Annotated in this window: 19 protein-coding genes; 11 read left to right on the top strand and 8 right to left on the bottom strand. The window is 73.3% G+C overall.

Going from position 1 to position 21,145, the window contains the following annotated elements; all coding sequences use genetic code 11:
- The first annotated feature begins 73 nt into the window (after positions 1–73).
- The 9 genes from OG753_RS22525 to OG753_RS22485 all read left to right on the top strand — a co-directional run bounded on the left by OG753_RS22525 (position 74) and on the right by OG753_RS22485 (position 9,933).
- A complete protein-coding gene (locus tag OG753_RS22525; protein ID WP_405789840.1) occupies positions 74–553 on the top strand; it encodes a hypothetical protein in 480 nt (159 codons plus the stop codon).
- 73 nt (positions 554–626) lie between these two features.
- A complete protein-coding gene (locus OG753_RS22520; protein WP_405789838.1) occupies positions 627–1,283 on the top strand; it encodes a PadR family transcriptional regulator in 657 nt (218 codons plus the stop codon).
- 25 nt (positions 1,284–1,308) lie between these two features.
- A complete protein-coding gene (locus OG753_RS22515) occupies positions 1,309–2,055 on the top strand; it encodes an ABC transporter ATP-binding protein (protein ID WP_327263489.1) in 747 nt (248 codons plus the stop codon).
- 101 nt (positions 2,056–2,156) lie between these two features.
- Complete coding sequence (locus OG753_RS22510) at positions 2,157–4,913, top strand: FtsX-like permease family protein (RefSeq protein ID WP_405792769.1); 2,757 nt, start codon at positions 2,157–2,159, stop codon at positions 4,911–4,913.
- Positions 4,914–5,005: 92 nt separating this feature from the next.
- Positions 5,006–5,545: a bacterial proteasome activator family protein gene (locus tag OG753_RS22505; RefSeq protein ID WP_327263488.1), complete on the top strand. Its 540-nt coding sequence runs from the start codon at positions 5,006–5,008 to the stop codon at positions 5,543–5,545.
- 128 nt (positions 5,546–5,673) lie between these two features.
- Positions 5,674–6,537, top strand: a complete 864-nt coding sequence (locus OG753_RS22500; RefSeq protein WP_405789835.1) for an NTP transferase domain-containing protein — start codon at positions 5,674–5,676, stop codon at positions 6,535–6,537.
- A complete protein-coding gene (locus OG753_RS22495) occupies positions 6,534–7,844 on the top strand; it encodes a molybdopterin molybdotransferase MoeA (protein WP_405789834.1) in 1,311 nt (436 codons plus the stop codon). The genes OG753_RS22500 and OG753_RS22495 overlap by 4 nt, the downstream gene beginning before the upstream one ends.
- Positions 7,832–8,929, top strand: a complete 1,098-nt coding sequence (locus OG753_RS22490; RefSeq protein ID WP_327263485.1) for a potassium channel family protein — start codon at positions 7,832–7,834, stop codon at positions 8,927–8,929. The genes OG753_RS22495 and OG753_RS22490 overlap by 13 nt, the downstream gene beginning before the upstream one ends.
- A gap of 26 nt (positions 8,930–8,955) precedes the next feature.
- Positions 8,956–9,933, top strand: a complete 978-nt coding sequence (locus OG753_RS22485) for an NAD(P)H-quinone oxidoreductase (RefSeq protein ID WP_405789832.1) — start codon at positions 8,956–8,958, stop codon at positions 9,931–9,933.
- A 130-nt stretch (positions 9,934–10,063) separates the two neighbouring features.
- On the opposite strand, the gene OG753_RS22480 is transcribed toward OG753_RS22485, so the two are convergent.
- The 3 genes from OG753_RS22480 to pdhA are packed head-to-tail and all read right to left on the bottom strand — an operon-like array spanning position 10,064 to position 13,544.
- Positions 10,064–11,392, bottom strand: coding sequence for a dihydrolipoamide acetyltransferase family protein (locus tag OG753_RS22480; RefSeq protein WP_405789830.1), 1,329 nt, complete (start codon positions 11,390–11,392; stop codon positions 10,064–10,066).
- Positions 11,392–12,360, bottom strand: a complete 969-nt coding sequence (locus OG753_RS22475) for an alpha-ketoacid dehydrogenase subunit beta (RefSeq protein ID WP_327266867.1) — start codon at positions 12,358–12,360, stop codon at positions 11,392–11,394. Before OG753_RS22475 ends, OG753_RS22480 begins: the two co-directional genes overlap by 1 nt.
- A 47-nt stretch (positions 12,361–12,407) precedes the next feature.
- Positions 12,408–13,544: a pyruvate dehydrogenase (acetyl-transferring) E1 component subunit alpha gene (pdhA, locus tag OG753_RS22470; protein ID WP_327263482.1), complete on the bottom strand. Its 1,137-nt coding sequence runs from the start codon at positions 13,542–13,544 to the stop codon at positions 12,408–12,410.
- 178 nt (positions 13,545–13,722) lie between these two features.
- Here pdhA and OG753_RS22465 point away from each other — a divergent pair, with 178 nt between their 5' ends.
- Entirely contained in the window at positions 13,723–14,292 is a 570-nt protein-coding gene (locus OG753_RS22465; RefSeq protein WP_327263481.1) for an Lrp/AsnC family transcriptional regulator, read from the top strand.
- Positions 14,293–14,405: 113 nt separating this feature from the next.
- Here OG753_RS22465 and OG753_RS22460 read toward each other — a convergent pair whose 3' ends face one another.
- Together OG753_RS22460 and OG753_RS22455 are read right to left on the bottom strand one after the other, a co-directional pair.
- Complete coding sequence (locus OG753_RS22460) at positions 14,406–14,993, bottom strand: TetR/AcrR family transcriptional regulator (protein ID WP_327263480.1); 588 nt, start codon at positions 14,991–14,993, stop codon at positions 14,406–14,408.
- Positions 14,990–16,534 carry a 3-hydroxyacyl-CoA dehydrogenase gene (locus tag OG753_RS22455; RefSeq protein WP_327263479.1) on the bottom strand — a complete coding sequence of 515 codons (1,545 nt, stop codon included), beginning with the start codon at positions 16,532–16,534 and terminating at the stop codon, positions 14,990–14,992. Before OG753_RS22455 ends, OG753_RS22460 begins: the two co-directional genes overlap by 4 nt.
- Before the next feature lie 124 nt (positions 16,535–16,658).
- Here OG753_RS22455 and paaN point away from each other — a divergent pair, with 124 nt between their 5' ends.
- Positions 16,659–18,341: a phenylacetic acid degradation protein PaaN gene (gene paaN, locus OG753_RS22450; protein WP_327263478.1), complete on the top strand. Its 1,683-nt coding sequence runs from the start codon at positions 16,659–16,661 to the stop codon at positions 18,339–18,341.
- A gap of 60 nt (positions 18,342–18,401) precedes the next feature.
- Here the strand turns inward: paaN and OG753_RS22445 are convergent, their stop codons facing one another.
- The 3 genes from OG753_RS22445 to OG753_RS22435 all read right to left on the bottom strand — a co-directional run bounded on the left by OG753_RS22445 (position 18,402) and on the right by OG753_RS22435 (position 21,127).
- A complete protein-coding gene (locus tag OG753_RS22445; RefSeq protein ID WP_327263477.1) occupies positions 18,402–19,160 on the bottom strand; it encodes an RNA methyltransferase in 759 nt (252 codons plus the stop codon).
- A gap of 129 nt (positions 19,161–19,289) precedes the next feature.
- Positions 19,290–20,480: an HTTM domain-containing protein gene (locus tag OG753_RS22440; RefSeq protein ID WP_405789827.1), complete on the bottom strand. Its 1,191-nt coding sequence runs from the start codon at positions 20,478–20,480 to the stop codon at positions 19,290–19,292.
- Positions 20,465–21,127 (bottom strand): DUF5819 family protein, encoded by a 663-nt coding sequence (locus OG753_RS22435; RefSeq protein ID WP_327263475.1) that lies wholly within the window; start codon positions 21,125–21,127, stop codon positions 20,465–20,467. The genes OG753_RS22440 and OG753_RS22435 overlap by 16 nt, the downstream gene beginning before the upstream one ends.
- Between the last annotated feature and the right edge of the window lie 18 nt (positions 21,128–21,145).

The following is a 21,145-nucleotide window of genomic DNA, read 5'->3' as shown; positions in this document are numbered from 1 at the left end:
ACTATGTAAATCTTGGCGCATATCTCTGACGCGCAGCGAGCAGCTCGGCGGCTCGGGACGGGAGGGGCTCCCCGTGATCCAAGGCTTCCACCCGCCGCACTGGCTGGCCTGCGCGGTCCTGGCCGCGGCCGCGCTCGCGCCCACTGCCTCCGCGTACGCCGGCCCCCTGCTCGTCCCGGCCCGGCACGCCGCGGCCCGGCACGCCGCGGCCCCGGCCACCCAGGACGACGACCCCCACGAGGAGCTGGCCGGCAGCGTCGCCGGAGTCGGCCGCGAGCGCCCCGGGAGGCCGGTCGGCGAGCCCGCCAACCCCGAGCTGATGGTGGCCTCCCGGCCGCTCCCGGTCCGCCCCCGCACCGAGCCCACCGCGCGGCCGCTGCCGACCGCCGTCGTCGCGGCCCCCACCCCGCAGGAGGTGGTCAGCGCGCTCGGCACCGGCCCGAACGACCGGGCCGCCGACCTGGCCGCGCACATACTGCCGCTCGGCACCGGATGCGCCCTGATGGGCCTGGGTCTGGGCTACCTCGGAGTGCGCCTGCGCCGCGGCATCTGAACCGCCGTCCCCCTTGGGATGTACATCTCAGGATGGTTGCAGGGAGTGAACATACTCGGTATACATACTGAGTATGTCGATCCGTCACGGGCTACTTGCCCTGCTGGAACGGGGCCCTCGGTACGGCTCCCAGCTACGCACCGAGTTCGAGTCCCGCACCGGCTCCACCTGGCCGCTCAACGTCGGGCAGGTGTACACGACCCTCGCCCGCCTCGAACGCGACGGCCTCGTCGCCCCCGACGGTGAGGACGCCGCCGGCCACACCCTCTACGCCATCACGGACACCGGGCGCACCGAGCTGTTCCAGTGGTACGAGCGCCCCGTCGACCGCGCCAACCCGCCCCGCGACGAGCTGTCCATCAAGCTCGCCATGGCCGTGGGCGCCCCCGGCGTGGACATCCGTGCGGTCATCCAGGCCCAGCGGCACGCCACGATCAAGGCGATGCAGGACTACACCCGGCTCAAGGCCACGGCGCTGGCCGCGGTCGAGAGCGGCCGGTCCCGCGAACGCGACGACGTGGCCTGGCTGCTCGTCCTGGAGCAGCTGATCTTCCAGACCGAGGCCGAGGCCCGCTGGCTCGACCACTGCGAAGCCCGGCTCGTCCGGCTCTCCCTGCCGGCCGACCGGAGAGCCGCTGAACCCGAACCGCCCCAGGCCGCCGTAGCCGACACCCCGGACCCGACCACCACCACCACCCGGCCCCGTACCGCCCGTACGCGACGTGGCTGAACCACCGTTCCAGGGGGGACCCTCCATGCCTGACCAGCGCCAGCCCCACCAGCCCGTACTGCAGTTGGACCAACTCGTGCGCACCCACGGCAGCGGTGCCACCGAGGTGCACGCCCTGCGCGGCATCAACCTCTCCGTCTTCCCCGGCGAACTCGTCGCCGTCATGGGCCCCTCCGGCTCCGGCAAGTCCACGCTGCTCACGCTCGCGGGCGGCCTCGACACCCCGAGCAGCGGCCGGGTCGTGGTCGAGGGCACCGACATCACCACGGCGAGCCGCAAGCAGCTGGCCGCGCTGCGCCGCCGCAGCATCGGGTACGTCTTCCAGGACTACAACCTGATCCCGGCCCTGACCGCCGCCGAGAACGTGGCACTGCCCCGCGAGCTCGACGGGACCTCCGCCCGCAAGGCCCGTGTCTCCGCGCTCGCCGCGCTGGAGGAGATGGGCCTCGGCCAGCTCGCCGACCGCTTCCCCGACGAGATGTCCGGCGGCCAGCAGCAGCGCGTGGCCATCGCCCGCGCCCTCGTGGGCGACCGCCGCCTGGTCCTCGCCGACGAGCCCACCGGCGCCCTCGACTCCGAGACCGGCGAGTCCGTCCTCGCCCTGCTGCGCTCCCGCTGCGACGCGGGAGCGGCCGGGATCCTCGTCACGCACGAGCCGCGGTTCGCCGCCTGGGCCGACCGCGTGGTCTTCCTGCGCGACGGCAGCGTGGTCGACGAGACCCTGCGCAGCCAGGCCGACTCCCTCCTCTCCGGGCGGGCGGCCGGCCAGTGAACTCTCCGCTCCGGGCCTGGTACCACTCCTGGGTCGCGGCCCTGCGCATAGCGCGCCGTGACGCATGGCGCGCCAAGGGCCGCAGTGCCCTGGTCCTTGCGATGCTCGCCCTGCCGATCGTCGGCGTGAGCGCCGCCGACTTCACCCTGCGCAGCGCCGAACTCTCCCCCGAACAGACCCTGTCCCGCACGGTCGGCACGGCCGACGCCCGCGTGCGGGCCACGATGTCGGGCAGTCCCATCAACCAGAACCCCGACGGCACCACCTCCGCACCCGTCGGCGGATACAAGAACTTCGACCCGTCGCAGGCGCGCGAGGTCCCGCCGGTTCCGGTGCAGTCCCTGTTCCCGGCCGGGGCCGAGTTCCTCAAGGACAGCAGCGGCTTCGGCAAGGTACGCACCACCCACGGGCTGCTCGACACGCAGCTGCGCGAACTCGACACGCACAGCCCCCTGGTGACCGGCCTGATCACGCTCGACCGCGGCCGGCTGCCCGAGGGACCGGGCGAAGTCATCGCCACCCAGGCCTTCCTGGACAACTCGGGCCTCTTCGTCGGCTCCTCGGTGACCCCGCGCGGCGCCACGTCCGCGTACAAGATCGTCGGTGCCCACGAGGTGCCGTCCGCGCTCGGGCGCAACGAGCTCATCGCCCCGCCCGGGACCCTGCTCGCCCCGCTCGCCAAGGCGCTGCAGGCCGCCGGAGCGCACGGAGTCGGCGCCGACGACGAATACCTGGTCAAGGTCGGCGGCGCGGGTGTCACCTGGGACGCGGTCAAGGCGGCCAACGCCAAGGGCATGGTCGTCGTCTCCCGCGCGGTCATGCTCGACCCGCCCGCCGACTCCGAGGTCCCGCTGTACAAGGACGAGCCGAAGGAGAGGTTCGACCGCGACAGCGACACCGTCGTCCAAATGGCCATCGTGGCCACCGTGGTGGGCCTGGCCATGCTGGAGATCTGCCTGCTCGCCGGACCGGCCTTCGCGGTCGGCGCCCGCCGCTCGCGCCGCCAGCTGGGCCTGGTCGGCGCCAACGGCGGCGACCGGCGCCACATCCGCTCCATCGTGCTCTCCGGAGGCCTGGTCATAGGCGCCGTCGCCGCCGTCGTCGGCACCGTCGTCGGAATCCTGCTCACCGTCGTCCTGCGGCCGGTGCTGGAGGAGAAGCTCGGCGAACGCTTCGGCGACTTCGACCTCCGCCCGCTGGAACTCGCCGCCATCGCCGCTCTCGCCGTACTGACCGGCCTGCTGGCCGCGATCGTCCCGGCCGTCACCGCCTCCCGGCAGACCGTGCTGGCCTCGCTGACCGGCCGCCGCGGCATCCGCCGCGCCAACCGGGTGCTGCCCGTCGTCGGACTGATCGCCGTCGCCGTCGGCGCCGCCATCGCCCTCTACGGCACCACCTCGCAGATGGGCAGCCCCGTCGTCGCGGGCGGCAGCGCCATCGCCGAGCTCGGCATCGTCGCCCTCACCCCGGTCCTCGTCGGCCTGTTCGGCCGGCTCGGCCGCTGGCTGCCGCTGTCGCCGCGGCTCGCGCTGCGCGACGCCGTGCGCAACCGCGGGCGTACGGCGCCCGCCGTGGCCGCCGTCCTGGCCGCCGTCGCCGGAACGGTCGCGGTGGCCACCTACCAGCACAGCAACGACGTCCAGATGCGCCAGGAGTACAGGGCGGACCTGCCGCACGGCACCGGGCTGCTGGAGGCCAACGAGAACAGCGCGCACAAGGAGGTGCCCGCCCTGCGCGAGGCCCTCGCCAAGCACCTGCCGCTGACGCAGCGGGCGGACATCGACCGGCTGGTCGTCGGCAACCCGAACTGCGAGTCGTTCTCCTCCGAGCCCGGCTGCGGCCGGGCCGAGATCATCACGCCCCGGGAACAGCGCTGCCCGCTCTACGAGCACCCCGACGGCATGAACGCCTTCCCCGAGGCGCAGCGCAAGGAACTGCGCGCGGACTGGCGCTGCCAGGACAAGCCGTACGGCACGCAGCACCCCGTCCTCGTCGCGGACGAGAAGGTGCTGAGCATCCTCGCGGTCACCGACCCCGGCTCCGTGGCCGCACTCAAGGGCGGCCAGGCCGTCGCCTTCGACAAGCGCCAGGTCAAGGACGGCAAGCTCGTCGTGCGGAGCATCACCGACCCGGAGGCCGCCGACCTCAAGCGCGACAAGCATGAGGAGCTGCCCGGTGAGGACAAGGTCTTCCCGGTCCACCTCGCGCCCGAGACGACCAAGAGCTGGGGCGTCGACCTGATCGTGCCGCCCGCGGCCGCCAAGGCGGCCGGACTGGCCACCGCGCCCCTGGGCTCGTACTTCAGCCTCGACGGGCAGGCGACCAGCCAGCAGCGCCAGAAGATGGCCGGGGAGATCGACCGGATGGGCGTGGAGGCCTCCATGCGCATCGAGGCCGGCTACCAGGGCGACAACAGCATCGTCATGCTCGCCCTCGCCGTCTTCGCCGGTCTCGTCACCGTCGGCGCGGCCGGCATCGCCACCGGGCTCGCCCAGGCAGACGCCGAGGCCGACCTGAAGACGCTGGCCGCCGTGGGCGCGGCGCCGCGGGTGCGGCGGACGCTGAGCGGCTTCCAGTGCGGGGTGGTCTCCCTGATGGGTGTCGTCCTGGGCTCGGCGGCCGGGATCCTGCCCGCGGTGGGCCTGCGCCTGATGGAGCAGCGCGAGGCGGAGTCGTTCTACCGGGAGACGGTCGAGCAGGGCTACACCTCGGCGTCGGAGGCCCTGCCGACCGTGGTGATCTCCGTGCCGTGGGAGACCATCGGCGGCCTGATCGTCCTGGTTCCGCTGGGCGCGGCCCTGTTGGCGGCACTCGTCACCCGCTCCAGCGGCGCGCTGGCCCGCCGGGCCGCGGCGTAGCCCGGTAGCAGGCTGGTGCCCCCGTACAGGTTGGATCACGACTGTACGGGGGCACACCGTGTGAGTACGGAGGTGTGCGAGAGAATGACGGCATGGAGATGCCGAGGAGTGAACGGTCGCAGGACAGCCCCCCGCACGTCCTGATCGTGGGACAGGACGGGACGGCGGTCGGCGACGCCGATGACGAGTCGCGCGAGGTCCCGGTGACGGAAATGGTCGAACAGCCCGCCAAGGTCATGCGGATCGGCAGCATGATCAAGCAACTCCTGGAAGAGGTACGTGCCGCGCCTCTCGACGAGGCGAGCCGGGTCCGGCTCAAGGACATCCACGCCGCCTCGGTCAAGGAGCTGGAGGACGGCCTGGCTCCGGAGCTCGTGGAGGAACTGGAGCGCCTGTCGCTCCCGTTCACCGAGGAGGCCATCCCCTCCGAGGCCGAACTGCGGATCGCCCAGGCCCAGTTGGTGGGCTGGCTGGAGGGCCTCTTCCACGGCATCCAGACGGCCCTGTTCGCGCAGCAGATGGCGGCACGGGCCCAGTTGGAGCAGATGCGCCGCGCCCTTCCGCCGGGCGGGCAGCACGACGACGACGAGGACGGCGGCCACGGAGCGATCCGCTCGGGCCCCTACCTCTAGCCCCGGCGGCCGACGGAACACAGGCGTGGCCCGCCCCCTCGGACGAGGTGGCGGGCCACGCCTTCGTCGTACCCGACGGGCCTGGGGGGTGTCCCCGCAGGGATCGTGGCCGCCGCATACTCATGGGCATGAGCTACGACGCGATCGTGCTGGCCGGCGGCGCCGCGCGGCGACTCGGCGGCGCCGACAAGCCCGCGCTGAGCGTCGGCGGGCGCGCGCTCCTCGACCGCGTCCTCGACGCCTGCCCGGACGCCCGCACGACCGTCGTGGTCGGCGGCCGCCGACCCACCGCGCGCCCCGTCGACTGGACCCGCGAGGACCCGCCCGGCGGTGGCCCCGTGGCCGCGCTGGATGCCGGGCTGCGCCGGACCACCGCCGAACTGGTCCTCGTACTCTCCGCCGACCTGCCGTTCCTCGACCGGGAGACCGTACGGGCCCTGCTGGACGCCCCCGGCACGGACGGGGCGATGCTGCGCGACCCCGACGGCCGGGACCAGCCGCTGGTCGCCGCGTACCGGGCCGAGCCCCTGCGCCGCGAGATCGCCCTGCTCGCCACCGAACACGGCAACCTCACCGGGCTCCCGCTCCGCGCGCTCACCGCCGAACTGGACCTCGCCCGCGTCACGTCCCGGCCACTGGCTTCCTTCGACTGCGACACCTGGGACGATCTCGCGGTCGCCCGCGCCCGCATCAGGGACCATGGAACCGTGCTGGAGCAATGGATCACCGCCGTCAAGAACGAGCTGGGCATCGACCTCGCCGTCGACACCGACACCCTGCTCGACCTCGCCCGGGACGCCGCCCACGGCGTCGCCCGGCCCGCCGCCCCGCTGACCACCTTCCTGGTCGGCTACGCGGCCGCCCAAGCCGCCGCCACCGGCGCCGACCCGGCCCGGGCCGTCGCCGAGGCCTCCCGCAAGGCGGCCGACCTGGCGCTGCGCTGGGCCGACGACGCCGCGGCCGACGACGCCGAACGGAACGGCTCCGGATGACCCCCACGAACTCCGCCGAGCAGGCCCTCGACGAGGCCCTGGCCCTGGTCAGCCGGGCCCCCGAGGACGGCGCCGGCGCGGGCGGACACCGCACGGCCTCCTGGCAGCGGGCCCGGGACACCGCCGTCCTCGCCGGGAGCAGGGTGCGTCCGCGCACCCACCGCGTGCCCCTGGCGGACGCCCTCGGCGAGGTCCTCGCCGCCCCCCTGGACGCGCTGACCGACCTGCCGTCCTTCGACACCTCCGCCATGGACGGCTGGGCCGTCGCGGGCCCCGGCCCCTGGAGCGTGCGCGCCGGCGGCGGCGTCCTGGCCGGCTCCGGGCGGCCCGAGCCCCTCACGGACGGCGAGGCCGTACGGATCGCCACCGGCGCCCGGATCCCCGCCGACACCACCGCCGTCATCCGCAGCGAGCACTGCCGCGAGTCCGGTGCCCAGCTCTTCGCCGACCGGCCCGTCCTCACCGGACAGGACATCCGCCCGCGGGGCCAGGAGTGCCGCTCCGGTGACCTGCTGCTGCCCGCCGGCTCCCTGGTCACCCCGGCCGTGCTGGGGCTCGCCGCAGCCGCCGGGTACGACGAGCTGACCACCTCGCCGCGCCCCCGCGTGGAGATCCTGGTGCTCGGCGACGAGCTGCTCACCGACGGTCTGCCGCACGAGGGGCTGATCCGCGACGCCCTCAGCCCCATGCTCGGGCCCTGGCTCGACCGCCTCGGCGCCGAGGTCGTCGGTACGCGACGGCTCGGCGACGACCCGGCGGGGGCCGCGGCCCTCCTGGAGGCCGTCACCACGAGCACCGCCGACGTCCTCGTCACCACGGGCGGCACCGCGTCCGGGCCCGTCGACCACGTCCATCCCGTACTGCGCGAGGCGGGCGCCGACCTGCTGGTCGACGGAGTGGCCGTCCGCCCCGGGCACCCCATGTTGCTGGCCCGCCTCGGCTCCGGGACGCCCGACGGACACGCGGTGCGCCACCTGGTCGGGCTGCCCGGGAACCCGCTGGCCGCCGTCTCCGGACTGCTGACCCTCGCCGATCCCCTGCTGCGCGCCCTCGCCGGCCGCCGCGGGCGCCCCCGCTACACGGCGCCGGTGCAGGGCGACGTGGCGGGCCACCCGTACGACACCCGGCTGGTGCCGGTCCTGTTGAGCGACGAGCACGCGGTGCCGCTGCGCTACCACGGACCTGCGATGCTGCGGGGTGTGGCGGCCGCCGACGCCCTGGCCGTCGTACCGCCCAGGGGCGCGCGGTCCGGACAGGAACTGGAGATTCTCGATCTGCCCTGGGCTTCTGGAGGATGTTTCACGTGAAACTGCACGGCCAGGACTCCATGGCCCGTGGCGCCGACGAGAAACTCGTCTCCCGGCGCATCAAGCTGCCCAGACGCGTCGTCGAGAACCCGCTGAGCCAGGTCACCAAGCGCCTGTTGATGGCCTTGTTCGTGCTCTTCCTGACCGTGTTCATCGTGTGGCTGGACCGCGGCGGCTACCACGACAACGCCAACGAGACGGTCGATCTCCTCGACTGCTTCTACTACGCGACCGTGACGCTGTCCACGACCGGCTACGGCGACATCGTGCCGTACAGCGACAGCGCACGATTGATCAACATCCTGCTGATCACCCCGCTGCGCGTGCTGTTCCTGATCATCCTGGTCGGTACCACCCTGGAAGTCCTGACGGAGCGGACGAGGGAAGAGTGGCGGCTGAAGAGCTGGAGGAAGAACTTGCGTGAGCACACGGTCGTCGTCGGCTTCGGTACGAAGGGCCGCTCGGCCCTGCAGACGCTGCTGGCCACCGGCCTCTCCAAGGAGCAGGTCGTCATCGTCGACCCCAGCGCCAAGGTGATCGACACGGCCAACGCGGAGGGGTTCACGGGCGTGGTCGGCGATGCCACCCGCTCCGACGTGCTGCTCCGCGCCGAGCTGCAGAAGGCCCGTCAGATCATCATCGCGACCCAGCGGGACGACACGGCGGTCCTGGTCACGCTGACCGCCCGGCAGCTCAACCGCGGGGCGAAGATCGTCGCGGCGGTGCGCGAGGAGGAGAACGCCCCGCTGCTGCGCCAGTCCGGCGCGGACGCGGTCATCACGAGCGCGAGCGCGGCCGGCCGGCTGCTGGGCCTGTCCGTGCTCAGCCCGAGCGCGGGCACGGTGATGGAGGACCTGATCCAGCAGGGCAGCGGCCTCGACCTCGTCGAACGCCCCGCTCGCAAGTCCGAGGCCGGCAAGTCGGTCCGGGACACCGAGGACCTGGTGGTGAGCGTGCTGCGCGGGCACCGGCTGCTCGCTTACGACGACCCGCACGCGAGCCCGATCCAGCTGACGGACCGTCTCATCACCATCGTGCGGGCGGTCCCGCCGACCTCGCAGGTGAAGCTCGGTCCTGCCGAGTAGCCGCGCCGTGGCGTAGCCTCCGGGCCATGCATGCGATCACCATCGAGCAGCCCGGCGGCCCCGAGGCCCTCGTCTGGGCCGACGTACCCGATCCGGTGCCGGGCGAGGGCGAGGTACTCGTCGAGGTCGCGGCGAGCGCCGTGAACCGCGCCGACGTACTCCAGCGACAGGGCTTCTACGATCCGCCGCCCGGCGCCTCGCGCCATCCGGGGCTGGAGTGTTCCGGCCGGATCGCCGCGATCGGTCCGGGGGTCTCCGGCTGGTCCGTGGGCGACGAGGTGTGCGCCCTGCTGGCCGGTGGCGGGTACGCCGAGCGCGTGGCCGTCCCGGCGGGCCAGCTGTTGCCGGTCCCGGCGGGCGTGGACCTGACGACGGCGGCCGCACTGCCCGAGGTCGTCACGACCGTGTGGTCCAACGTGTTCATGGTGGCCGGACTGCGCCCCGGCGAGACCCTGCTGGTGCACGGCGGGTCCAGCGGGATCGGGACAATGGCGATCCAGCTGGCGAAGGCGGTGGGCGCGACGGTCGCCGTGACGGCGGGCGGCCCGGAGAAGCTGGCGCGCTGCAAGGAGCTGGGCGCGGACATCCTGATCGACTACCGCGAGCAGGACTTCGTGGCCGCGCTGCGCGAGGCGACGGGCGGGGCCGGGGCGGACGTGATCCTCGACATCATGGGAGCGAAGTACCTCGCCCGGAACGTGGACGCGCTCGCCGTGAACGGACGGCTCGCGGTGATCGGGCTCCAGGGCGGGGTGAAGGCCGAACTGAACCTCGGCGCGCTGCTGGCGAAGCGGGCGGCGATCACCGCCACCTCGCTGCGGGCCCGCCCGCTGGAGGAGAAGGCGGCCATCGTCGCCGCCGTGCGCGAGCACGTGTGGCCGCTGGTCGCCGCGGGGCGGATCCGGCCGGTGGTGCACGCGGCGTTCCCCATGCGGGACGCGGCCGAGGCCCACCGCGTGCTGGAGTCCAGCGCCCACGTGGGCAAGCTGCTGCTCACCGTCTGAGAGCCGGGCGCGGCGCCGCTGCGGGGGCTCCGCCCCCGAACCCCCGCGCCTCAAACGCCGGTGGGGCTGGATCCGCCCTTCGGGCAGATCCAGCCCCACCGGCATGCACCGGGACCCCGCCCGTGCCGGGCTACAGGCTGCGGAGCAGGACCGCCGGGGATTCCACGCAGTCGGCGACGTGGCGCAGGAAGCCGCCCGCCGTACCGCCGTCGCAGACCCGGTGGTCGAAGGTCAGCGACAGCTGGACGACCTTGCGGATCGCCAGCTGCCCCTCGTGGACCCACGGCTTGTCGATGATCCGGCCCACGCCCAGCATCGCCGCTTCGGGGTGGTTGATGATCGGCGTGGAGCCGTCGACCCCGAACACCCCGTAGTTGTTCAGGGTGAAGGTGCCGCCGGTCAGATCGGACGGAGTCAGCTTCCCGGACCGGGCCAGCTCGGTCAGCCGGGCGAACTCCGCCGACAGGGACTCCGGGTTGCGGTGCTGCGCGTCGCGGACCACCGGGACCACCAGGCCCCGCTCGGTCTGGGCGGCGAAGCCCAGGTGCACCGACGGCAGCCGGACGATCTCCTTGGCCGCGAGGTCCACGGTGGAGTTGAGCTCCGGGTACTTGGCCAGGGCGGCCGTGCAGATCCGGGCCAGCAGCGCGAGCACCGAGATCTTGGGCCCGCCCACGGCGTTCATCGCGGCCCGGGCGGCCATCAGCTCGGTGGCGTCCGCGTCGACCCAGCAGGTGGCGTCCGGGATCTCCCGGCGGCTGCGCGAGAGCTTCTCGGCGACCGCCCCGCGCACCCCCTTGAGCGGGATCCGCTCGCCCTGCGCCGCCACTGCCGGGGCCGCGGCCGTCGCCACGGGGGCGACCGGGGCCGGCTCGGGCGCCCGCAGCACGGCCAGCGCCGCCTCGACGTCCGCCCGCAGGATCAGGCCCTCGGGCCCCGACCCCTTCAGCGCGCGCAGGTCGACCCCGCCGTCCTTGGCCAGCTTGCGCACCAGCGGCGAGATCACGGGCACCGGCCCGGCGGGCAGCGCCGGAGCCACCGGGGCCACCGGGGCCACGACGACGGGCGCCGAGACCGCGGCGGTGACGGGTCGCACCCGTCGCCGACGCGCCGGGCGCGAGTGGTCCTCGCCGTAGCCGATCAGAGGCCGGGGCACATTGCCGCCGCCGTCGGCCTCGGCCGCCGGCGCGGCCGGGACCTCAGGAAGCGAGGACGCCCCCACCGCCACGGTGATCAGCGGTGCTCCGACGGGCAGTTCCGTGCCCTCCTCCCCGAAACGGGCGGTGACCACACCGCCGTAGGGGCACGGAACCTCCACCATCGCCTTGGCCGTCTCGACCTCGACCACCGGCTGGTCGATGGCGACGACATCGCCCACCGCGACCAGCCAGCGGACGATCTCGGCCTCGGTCAGGCCCTCCCCGAGATCGGGAAGCTTGAATTCCATTACCTGCGGCATCAGTTCTCCCACTGCAGGCGTGCCACGGTGTCCAGGATCCGGTCCACTCCCGGCAGGTGGTGCTTCTCCAGCATCGGCGGCGGATACGGGATGTCGAAGCCCGTCACCCGCAGCACCGGCGCCTCCAGGTGGTGGAAGCACCGCTCCGTGATGCGGGCGGCGATCTCCGCGCCGGGTCCGCCGAAGCCGTTCGCCTCGTGGACCACCACCGCGCGCCCGGTGCGGCGTACGGACTCCACGACCGTGTCCTCGTCGAACGGGACGAGCGAGCGCAGGTCCACGACCTCCAGGTCCCAGCCCTCCTCGCGCGCCGCCTCGGCCGCCTCCAGGCACACCGGGAGCGAAGGCCCGTAGGTGATCAGAGTGGCGCTGGTGCCGGTCCGCCGGACCAGCGCCTTCCCGATGCCGGGCACGGCCGCCGGCGCCTCGGGCCGCCAGTCGGCCTTCGACCAGTAGAGCCGCTTCGGCTCCAGGAAGACCACCGGGTCGTCGCTGGCGATGGAGGCGCGCAGCAGGCCGTAGGCGTCCTCGACCGTCGCCGGGGTGACCACGGTGAGGCCGGGCGTGGCCACGTAGTACGCCTCGGAAGAGTCGCAGTGGTGCTCCACGCCGCCGATCCCGCCGCCGTACGGAACGCGGATGGTGATCGGCAGCGGCATCGCACCGCGGGTGCGGTTGCGCATCTTCGCCACGTGCGAGATGAGCTGCTCGAACGCCGGGTACGCGAAGGCGTCGAACTGCATCTCCACGACCGGCCGCAGCCCGTACATGGCCATGCCGACCGCCGCGCCCAGGATGCCCGCCTCGGCGAGCGGGGTGTCCGTGCAGCGCTCCTCGCCGAATTCCTTCGCGAGCCCGTCCGTGATCCGGAAGACCCCGCCCAGCGTTCCGACGTCCTCGCCCATGACGTGGACCGTCGGGTCCTCCGCCATCGCGTCGCGCATGGCCCGGGTCAGGGCCTGCGCCATCGTCGCGGGCTTGGCCCCCGTCTTCGCGGACTTCGCCGCCACCGTCGTCACGCCTGATCCTCGGCTTCCAGCTCTGCACGGAGCATGGCCGCCTGCTCGCGCAGCCGGTCCGTCTGCTCCGCGTACACGTGCGCGAACAGGTCCATCGGGTCCACCACCGGGTCCGCGTTCATCCCCTCGCGGAGCGCCGCGGCCATCACCTCGGCGTCGTCGCGCGCCGCCTTGACGGCCGCTTCGTCGATGATCCCGCGCGCGGTCAGCTCGCGCTCCAGCAGATCGATCGGGTCGTGCGCCTTCCAGGCCTCGACCTCCGCGTCACCGCGGTAGCGGGTCGCGTCGTCGGCGTTCGTGTGGGCTTCCATCCGGTAGGTGACGGCCTCGATCAGGGTCGGGCCACCACCGGCGCGGGCGCGGCGGACCGCCTCGGTCAGCACCTCGTGCATCGCGGCGATGTCGTTGCCGTCGACCAGCCGGCCGGGCATCCCGTACCCCACGGCCTTGTGGGCCAGCGTCGGGGCGGCGGTCTGCTTGGCGAGCGGGACGGAGATCGCGAAGCCGTTGTTCTGCACGAGGAAGACCACCGGGGCCTGCCAGACGGCGGCGAAGTTCAGTGCCTCGTGGAAGTCGCCCTCGCTGGTGCCGCCGTCGCCGACCATGGCGAGGGCGACGACGTCGTCGCCGCGCAGCCGGGCCGCGTGCGCCAGGCCCACCGCGTGCGGCAGCTGGGTGGCGAGCGGGGTCGAGAGCGGGGCTATGCGGTGCTCACGGGGGTCGTAGCCGGTGTGCCAGTCGCCGCGCAGCAGGGTCAGCGCCTGGACGGGGTCCAGGCCGCGCGCCACGGCCGCCAGGGTGTCGCGGTAGCTCGGGAACAGCCAGTCCTGGTCCTCCAGGACCATGGCGGCCGCGATCTCGCAGGCCTCCTGGCCCACGGTGGAGGGGTAGACGGCGAGCCGGCCCTGCTTGGTGAGCGCCGTGGCCTGGGCGTTGTAGCGGCGGCCGCGCACCAGCTCGGCGTAGCAGCGTCGCATCAGCTCCGGGTCGAGCCGGTCCGCCGCCTCGGTACCCAGTACCCGGTAGGGCTCGGGGTCCGGGAGCAGCGGAGCGGCGTCCGTACGGGGCCTCCAGGCGGGCGGCGTGGTGGAACGGTGGGACGCACCGGCACCGGGCAGCTCTTGGACCGTCATGGCGGCGTACACCTCCTCGTGGGAAGCGGGCAGGGGGTGCCCCGGGTGTGAGGCCCCTCACCTACCGATTGTTCGGTTGTCCGCGCAATTTGGCTACAGGCGACTCCAGGCTGTGGACAAACTGGCGTCGGGGGCCTGGGATGGATGCAGGACGTCCAGGAGAGGGAGGCATCGGGCAATGCCGGATGAACAAATGGCCGGACCGGGTTCCGCACCGGCTGCGCCGGGGGGCGCCCCGGGCACCTCGGGAGTCCCGCCCGTCACGCCCCGTCCCCTGGATCCGATCGACCGGTCGATCATGCGGCTGCTCCAGGCGGACGGCCGCGCGTCGATACGGTCGGTGGCGGAGCAGGTGCACGTCTCGCGGGCGAACGCCTACGCCCGGATCAACCGGCTCATGGACGACGGCGTGATCCGCGGGTTCACGGCCCGCGTCAACCACGAACGTGCAGGCCAGGGCGCATCCGCCTATATCACCCTGAAGATCGTCCAGAACTCCTGGCGCACGGTCCGCGAGCAGCTGCGCGAGCTCCCGGGCGCCGCGCACATCGCGCTGGTCAGCGGTGATTTCGATGTCCTGCTGCTGGTGCACACCCCGGACAACCGGACCCTGCGCGAGCTGGTCCTCACCCGCCTCCAGGCCATCCCGGAGGTCCTCTCGACGCGGACCCTGCTGGTCTTCGAGGAGACCGACCTCCTGGACACGGGCCCGCGCCCGGGGAGCGGCCCGACGATCTCGGAGGAGTAGGCCCCCGGGCCCCGCCCGATCGGCAGGACACCCCCCTGGCCCGTCCGGGGGACGGCAGACGCCCCCCGGGGCCGTTGCGGCCGTTCCGGGGGGCGCTGTGGGTCCTGCGCGGGTCAGCGGGCGGTGCGCAGGCCGTCGAAGGCCATGTGGACGACCGCGTCCGCGAGCTGGTCGGGTCCCGTGCCCGAGTGCGGGCGGTACCACTCGACCAGGGAGTTCACCATGCCGAAGAGCAGGCGGGTGGCGAGGCGGATGTCCACGTCCGCCCGGAGGTCGCCGTCGGCCGCGGCGGCCTTGAGCAGGTCGGCGACCTGGTGGTCGAAGTCGCGGCGGCGTTCCAGCGCCCACCGCTCGGTGCGGGTGTTGCCGCGTACGCGCAGCAGCAGCGTCACGTAGGGCAGTTCGCCGACCAGTACCTCGACCGTGCGGCGCGTGACGTATTCAACGCGCTCGACCGCCCGGCCGCGTATCGCTCCGGGCTCTTCCAGGATCGCGAAGAGCCCGTCGAGGGCGCGGCTGACGGCGCGCCGCAGCAGCTCCTCCTTGCCCGCGACGTGGTGGTAGATCGAGGACTTCGAGATGCCCGCGGCCTTGGAGAGGTGCTCCATCGAGGTGCCGTCGTAGCCGCGCTCGTTGAAGACCTGGACGGCAACGGACAGCAGGGTCTCGGGGGTGTACGTGTCCCGTTTGGCCGTGGTCATGCGTTCTCCCCCGTGTCGTCCCGGTCGCCCTCGCGGTCGCCCTCGTCGTCGCCGTCCTCGTAGCCCAGTTTGAACAGGGCGAGGGAGGGCGCGTAGCGGCCGCCGGGGACGCGCTCGTCGAGGTTGTGCAGCAGGTCGTAGGCCCAGTCGCGGCCGATCCGGTCGTGCCATTCGGCCGGGCCCAGCGGGTAGTTGACGCCGAGCCGCATCGCCGTGTCGATGTCCTCGGCGGAGGCGACCCCCCGGGCGACCGCGTCGGCCGTCAGGTCGATCAGCATCGCGACGGTCCGCGCGACGATCATGCCGGGGACGTCGCCGATCACGGAGACCTGCTTGCCGAGCTTCTGGAAGAGGCCGATCGCCTCGGCCAGGGTCCGCTCGCTGGTGTCCCCGCTCGCGGAGAGCGCGATGCGGGTGGCGCCGCGGTAGTCGAGCGCGAGGTCGAAGTAGACGACGTCCGCGAACTCCACGGAGGTCTTGCCGTCGGCGAGGACCAGCTGGCCCTCGCCGGGAAGCTGGATGTACGGGCCCCCCTGCTCGGTGGCCGCGACCGCGATCCCGGCCTCCTCCAGCAGCTCCACCAGGCCGGCCGCCGGGCCGAGGTCACCGACGACGGTGACCTTCGCCGGGGCCTCCTCGGGCGCCGCGGTGTGCGGGAGCGCGGGCTCGGCGCCGGGGCCGTACGGGTACCAGCCGTGCCCGGACTTGCGTCCGAGGCGGCCCGACTGGACGAGCCGGCGCTGGGCGAGGGAGGGGGTGAACTTCGGGCTGCGGAAGAAGGACTCCCACACCGAGCGGGTCACGGCCTCGTTCACGTCCTGGCCGATCAGGTCGGTCAGCTGGAAGGGGCCCATCTTGAAGCCGCCGCTCTCGCGCAGCACGGCGTCGATGGTGGCCGCGTCCGCGCCCCGCTCCTCGTACACCGCGAAGGCCTCGGCGTAGAAGGGGCGGGCGATCCGGTTGACGATGAACCCGGGGGTGTCGGCGCAGCGGACCGGCGTCTTCCCCCAGCCGAGGACGGTGCGGTACGCGCGCTCGGCGGCGGCCGGGTCGGTCGCGAACCCGCTGACCACCTCGACGAGCGGGAGCAGCGGGGCCGGGTTGAAGAAGTGCAGGCCGAGGAAGCGGCCGGGGTGCGCGAGCCCGGCGGCGAGCTCGGTGACGGAGAGCGAGGAGGTGTTCGTGGCCAGCAGCGCGTCCGGCGCGACCACCTCTTCGAGCGCGGCGAAGAGCGACTGCTTGACGGTGACGTTCTCGACGACGGCCTCGATGACGAGGCCCGCCTCTGCGAGGTCCGCGAGGTCTCCGGCCGGAGCGATCCGGCCGATCGCCTCCTCGGCCTCGGCGCGGTCCAGGCGGCCCTTGGCCGCCATCCGCTCGACCCGGTCCTGGACGAAGCCGACGCCGTCGGCGGCGAGGGAGGCGTTGATGTCGTAGATCAGCACGCGGTGACCTGCGAGAAGGGCGACCTGGGCGATGCCCTGGCCCATGGTGCCCGCGCCGACGACCGCCACAGTGCGGGACCGCTCGATTGCTGTCATGTCCTGATCCTCCCGCACACACTTGTCCACAGGTCCGCCGGGCCCTCTTGTCCCGACCGATCGTTCGGTTACTCTAACTCCAGTCTGCTGTTCTTCGCCCGGCTCAACGAGGAGTTGGTCCCTGATGGCCGCCGAGCTCACCGTCCCCCAGCTGTCCGCCAAGCACCGGCCCACCCTGGACCAGGCCCTGTCGGCGATCCGCAGCCGTGCCTACTGGTCCCCGCATCCCGAGCATCCCAAGGCCTACGGCGAGACCGCGCCCGCCGACGGGCTGGCCGCGTTCGAGGCCGTCCGCGGCACGCGGCTGGACCTCGGCCAGCCCGGCACCGACGGCTGGGCGGGCGCCGAGGTGTCCCCCTTCGGCCCGGAGCTGGGCATCGAGTACCCGCACGTGGACCCGGACGTGCTGCTGCCCGCGATGAAGGCCGGCATGGGTGCCTGGCGCGACGCGGGACCCGAGGCCCGCGCCCTGGTCTGTATCGAGATCCTGGCCCGCATCTCCGCCCGGACCCACGAGTTCGCGCACGCGGTCATGCACACCAGCGGCCAGGCCTTCATGATGGCGTTCCAGGCCGGCGGCCCGCACGCGCAGGACCGCGGCCTGGAGGCCGTGGCGTACGCGTACGAGGAGCAGACCCGGGTCCCGGGTCAGGCCGACTGGTCGAAGCCGCAGGGCAAGAAGGACCCGCTGGAGCTCGGCAAGAGCTTCACCGCCGTCCCGCGCGGCATCGCCCTCATGATCGGCTGCAACACCTTCCCGACCTGGAACGGCTACCCGGGCCTGTTCGCCTCCCTGGCCACCGGCAACGCCGTCCTGGTCAAGCCGCACCCGCGGGCCGTGCTGCCGCTCGCGCTGACCGTCCAGGTGGCGCGCGAGGTCCTCGCCGAGGCGGGCTTCGACCCGAACCTGGTGGCGCTCGCGGTCGAGCACCCGGGCGAGGGCATCGCCAAGACCCTCGCGGTCCGCCCCGAGATCAAGCTGATCGACTACACCGGGTCCACCGAGTTCGGCGACTGGCTGGAGACCAACGCCCGTCAGGCGCAGGTCTACACGGAGAAGGCCGGCGTCAACACCGTCGTCCTGGACTCCACCGACAACTACAAGGGCATGCTGTCCAACCTGGCGTTCTCGCTGTCCCTGTACAGCGGCCAGATGTGCACCACCCCGCAGAACCTGCTGATCCCGCGCGAGGGCATCGCGACGGACGCCGGCCACAAGACCTACGACGAGGTCGTCGCCGACCTCGCCGCCTCGGTCGGCGGCCTGCTGGGCGACGACGCCCGGGCCAACGCGCTGCTCGGCGCGCTGGTGAACCCGGACGTCAGGACCCGGCTGGAGGCCGCCGCCGCGCTGGGCGAGGTCGCGCTGGCCTCCCGCGAGGTCGTGAACCCCGAGTTCCCGGACGCGGTGGTCCGCACCCCGGTCATGGTCAAGCTGGACGCGGCCAAGCCCGACGCGGACGCCCCCTACCTCTCCGAGTGCTTCGGCCCGGTCTCCTTCGCGGTCGCCGTGGACACCACCGCCGACGCCCTCGACCTGCTGCGCCGTACGGTGCGGGAGAAGGGCGCCATGACGGTGGGCGCGTACACGACGTCGGCGGACACCGAGCGGGCGATCGAGGAGGTCTGCCTGGAGGAGTCCGCGCAGCTCTCGCTGAACCTGACCGGCGGGGTCTTCGTCAACCAGACCGCCGCGTTCTCGGACTTCCACGGCTCCGGCGGCAACCCGGCGGCCAACGCGGCCCTCTGCGACGGCGCCTTCGTCGCGAACCGCTTCCGCGTGGTGGAGGTCCGCCGCCAGGCATAGGCCGCGGACGTCGGGCGCCCGCCGGGCGCCCGACGGGCCATCGCCCGGCGTGGCCGCAGGCTAGGCCGGCTCGGCGCCCTCTTCGGCCGGGGGACCGCCCCAGTGGAAGAGGGTCATGGCCACGCTGGTGGCCAGGTTGTAGCTGGAGACCTGTGAGCGCATCGGCAGGGAGACCAGGTGGTCGGCCCGGGCGCGCAGCTCGGGTGAGATCCCGTGGCGTTCCGATCCGAAGGCGAGCAGGGCGTCGTCCGGGAGGGTGAGGGCGCGGATGTCCTCGCCCTCCGGGTCGAGCGCGTAGAGAGGGCCGGGGGGCAGCTCGTCCAGGGCCAGGCGCTCGACGGTGGTGGCGTAGTGCAGCCCGGCCCCGGCCCGGACCACGTTCGGGTGCCAGGGGTCGAGGTCACCGCGGGTCACCACGCCGGTGGCACCGAAACCGGCGGCGAGCCGGACGACGGCTCCGACGTTGCCGAGGTTGCGGGGGTTGTCGAGGACGACGACGGGCGCGGGCCGCGGCAGCCGCCCGAGCCCCGCGATGCCCGCCGCCCGGTCGGGCCGTACCGCGAGGGCCGCGACGCCGGTGGGATGCACCCGGGGCAGGACCTCCTCGAGGGCGGCCCGCCGCACCAGCCGCGCCACGGCGTCCTCGACGTCCGGAGCCAGCTCACGGGCGAGCGCCCGTACCGCGCCGGGATCCTCGGCGATGACCATCCGCACATCGGCCCCGAACCGCAGGGCGTGCTTCACCGCGTGGAACCCGTCGAGCAGCACGAGACCTCCCGCCTGCTCGGCCTCCCGCCACTCCCGCACCGTCTCGTCCATACCCCGACCCTACGGTCCGCGCGGACGCCCTCCCGACCGGGTTCAGCCCCGTCGGCGACGGGGCGCGGGGTCCGGGGCGGCGCCCCGGCAGCGGCGCCGCACGGCACCGTCAGCGCGGCCCCGGCACCGTCAGCGCGGCCCCGGCAACGGCACGGGCACCGGCACCGGCTCGCCGGCGGCCGGCTCGGGCTCCACCGCCCGCCGCCGACGCCACCGCACCATGGAGACCCGTACCCCCGCCCAGAGCAGGAACCCGGTCGGCAGGAACACCGCGTCCGCGGCGATCATCGCCAGGGAGAAGAACGGCAGCCCCAGCAGCACCGCGATCCCCGCGTGCTCCAGCATCATCAGCACCAGCAGGACGTTCTTGATCCGCCGGTTGAACAGGGTGAACGGAAAGGCCACCTGCACCGCCACCGTCCCGTACGACAGCAGCATCACCAGCGTCCCGCTCCCGGCCACCAGCGCCGACAGCCCAGGCCACGGGGAGAAGTAGTCGAGCCCCAGCGGGTAGTACAGGGCCGTCCCGTCCTGCCACCGGGAGCCCTGGATCTTGTACCAGCCCGCCGTCGCGTAGATCAGGCAGACCTCCGCCATGATCACCATCATGGCCGCGTTGTGCAGCAGGTTGGCCAGGACGTCCAGGACCGCCCGCCCCTCGCCCTCCGGCTCGTAGCGGTCCACCATCCACCACAGCCCGCAGGCCACCCACACCGCCGCGAACGCCGCCAGCCAGCCGTAGCCGAACCGGCCCGTCGCCGCGCCGAAGGCGAACACCGCGCCCAGCACGCCCCACAGCACGGGCCCCGCGGCCCCGGCCGTCGCCGAGCCGCGCGTACGGGCCCTGCGCGCATCCAGCGACCACACCTGCGCGCACCGGGTCAGCACCAGGTAGATCGCCATCAGGTGGATGACGTTGTCCCCGCCGTCGCCCATGAACACGCTGCGGTTCTGCAGCGACAGCACTCCGATCATGAACACCACGGAGGTCGCCCGCGTCCGCCAGCCCAGCAGCAGCCCCGCGCTCGCCAGCACGGACACCGCGTACACGATCTCGAACCACAGCGTCGAGTCCGACCACATCAGCACCGAGAAGGCGTGGTTGGAATCGATCAGCCGCTCGGCCAGGCGCCAGCTCCACGGCCCGTCCGGTCCGTACAGCTCGGCGCGGTGAGGGAACTCGCGCAGCAGGAAGAAGAGCCAGGTCGCGGCGAAGCCGATGCGGACCACGGCGCTCTGGTACGGGCCCAGCGCCCGCCCGGTGATCTGCGCGGCCAGCCGGCCAGCCGTCTCGCGGGCACGCCTCACACCGTCCACCACGGCAGCTCCCGGTAGTAGGTCTGGGTGTCGGTGGTCTCGGTGCTCCACTTCGGCGCGGGCACCGCCGTGGTCGCCGAGCGCAGCTGGATCCGCACGATCTCCGCGCCGCGGGCGTGGGGGGCGAGCCGGTTCACCGCGATCCGCTGGAGGTACTCCTCGGACAGCTTGCCGCGCTCGCCGTTCGGCCTGTTCTCCTCGTCGTGGGACCCGGTGAAGAAGTCCCAGGCCCGGCGGAGCTCGTTCTGCCGCGTGTGGCTCGGCAGCAGGCTGTGCCGGATGGCCTCGCCGTCCTCGGCGCTCAGGTCGTGCCAGGGCGTGCCGGTGATGCCGCCGTCGGCGGTCCGTACCTCGGCGCGCGCCTCGACCGCGATGTTCTGCTGCAGCGGGTTGGGCGCGAAGAGCTTCCAGTTCTGTTCGAACTCGGGGTAGATCCAGCCGTCGATCGTCTGCGCGTGCTGCTTGCTCAGGGTGTTGGCCGGGGCCACGTGCAGGAAGACGAGCGCGAGGTGCGTACAGGCGGCCACGGCGATCACCCCCAGGGCCAGGGCGGTCACGACCCGGTACGGGGTGGACAGACCGGCTATTCCGGGCGCCCGCGGGGGTGGCGGAGCGGCCCCTTCGGCGGGCTCGTGCTCGTTCGAATCCATCCCCACCCGATCGTCCGG

The organism is Streptomyces sp. NBC_00029 (assembly GCF_045160505.1).
Taxonomy (GTDB): domain Bacteria; phylum Actinomycetota; class Actinomycetes; order Streptomycetales; family Streptomycetaceae; genus Streptomyces.
The sequence above is the reverse complement of the archived record's forward strand: the minus strand, read 5'-3'. Positions and strand labels throughout refer to the sequence as shown.

What these genes read in the sequence shown, in the direction of transcription:
- OG753_RS22520 (WP_405789838.1), top strand. Translation starts at nt 627, where the DNA reads ATGTCGATCCGTCACGGGCTACTTGCCCTGCTGGAACGGGGCCCTCGG.
- OG753_RS22515 (WP_327263489.1), top strand. Translation starts at nt 1,309, where the DNA reads ATGCCTGACCAGCGCCAGCCCCACCAGCCCGTACTGCAGTTGGACCAA.
- OG753_RS22510 (WP_405792769.1), top strand. Translation starts at nt 2,157, where the DNA reads ATGCTCGCCCTGCCGATCGTCGGCGTGAGCGCCGCCGACTTCACCCTG.
- OG753_RS22505 (WP_327263488.1), top strand. Translation starts at nt 5,006, where the DNA reads ATGGAGATGCCGAGGAGTGAACGGTCGCAGGACAGCCCCCCGCACGTC.
- OG753_RS22500 (WP_405789835.1), top strand. Translation starts at nt 5,674, where the DNA reads ATGAGCTACGACGCGATCGTGCTGGCCGGCGGCGCCGCGCGGCGACTC.
- OG753_RS22495 (WP_405789834.1), top strand. Translation starts at nt 6,534, where the DNA reads ATGACCCCCACGAACTCCGCCGAGCAGGCCCTCGACGAGGCCCTGGCC.
- OG753_RS22490 (WP_327263485.1), top strand. Translation starts at nt 7,832, where the DNA reads ATGTTTCACGTGAAACTGCACGGCCAGGACTCCATGGCCCGTGGCGCC.
- OG753_RS22485 (WP_405789832.1), top strand. Translation starts at nt 8,956, where the DNA reads ATGCATGCGATCACCATCGAGCAGCCCGGCGGCCCCGAGGCCCTCGTC.
- OG753_RS22480 (WP_405789830.1), bottom strand. Translation starts at nt 11,392, where the DNA reads ATGCCGCAGGTAATGGAATTCAAGCTTCCCGATCTCGGGGAGGGCCTG.
- OG753_RS22475 (WP_327266867.1), bottom strand. Translation starts at nt 12,360, where the DNA reads ATGGCGCAGGCCCTGACCCGGGCCATGCGCGACGCGATGGCGGAGGAC.
- pdhA (WP_327263482.1), bottom strand. Translation starts at nt 13,544, where the DNA reads ATGACGGTCCAAGAGCTGCCCGGTGCCGGTGCGTCCCACCGTTCCACC.
- OG753_RS22465 (WP_327263481.1), top strand. Translation starts at nt 13,723, where the DNA reads ATGCCGGATGAACAAATGGCCGGACCGGGTTCCGCACCGGCTGCGCCG.
- OG753_RS22460 (WP_327263480.1), bottom strand. Translation starts at nt 14,993, where the DNA reads ATGACCACGGCCAAACGGGACACGTACACCCCCGAGACCCTGCTGTCC.
- OG753_RS22455 (WP_327263479.1), bottom strand. Translation starts at nt 16,534, where the DNA reads ATGACAGCAATCGAGCGGTCCCGCACTGTGGCGGTCGTCGGCGCGGGC.
- paaN (WP_327263478.1), top strand. Translation starts at nt 16,659, where the DNA reads ATGGCCGCCGAGCTCACCGTCCCCCAGCTGTCCGCCAAGCACCGGCCC.
- OG753_RS22445 (WP_327263477.1), bottom strand. Translation starts at nt 19,160, where the DNA reads ATGGACGAGACGGTGCGGGAGTGGCGGGAGGCCGAGCAGGCGGGAGGT.
- OG753_RS22435 (WP_327263475.1), bottom strand. Translation starts at nt 21,127, where the DNA reads ATGGATTCGAACGAGCACGAGCCCGCCGAAGGGGCCGCTCCGCCACCC.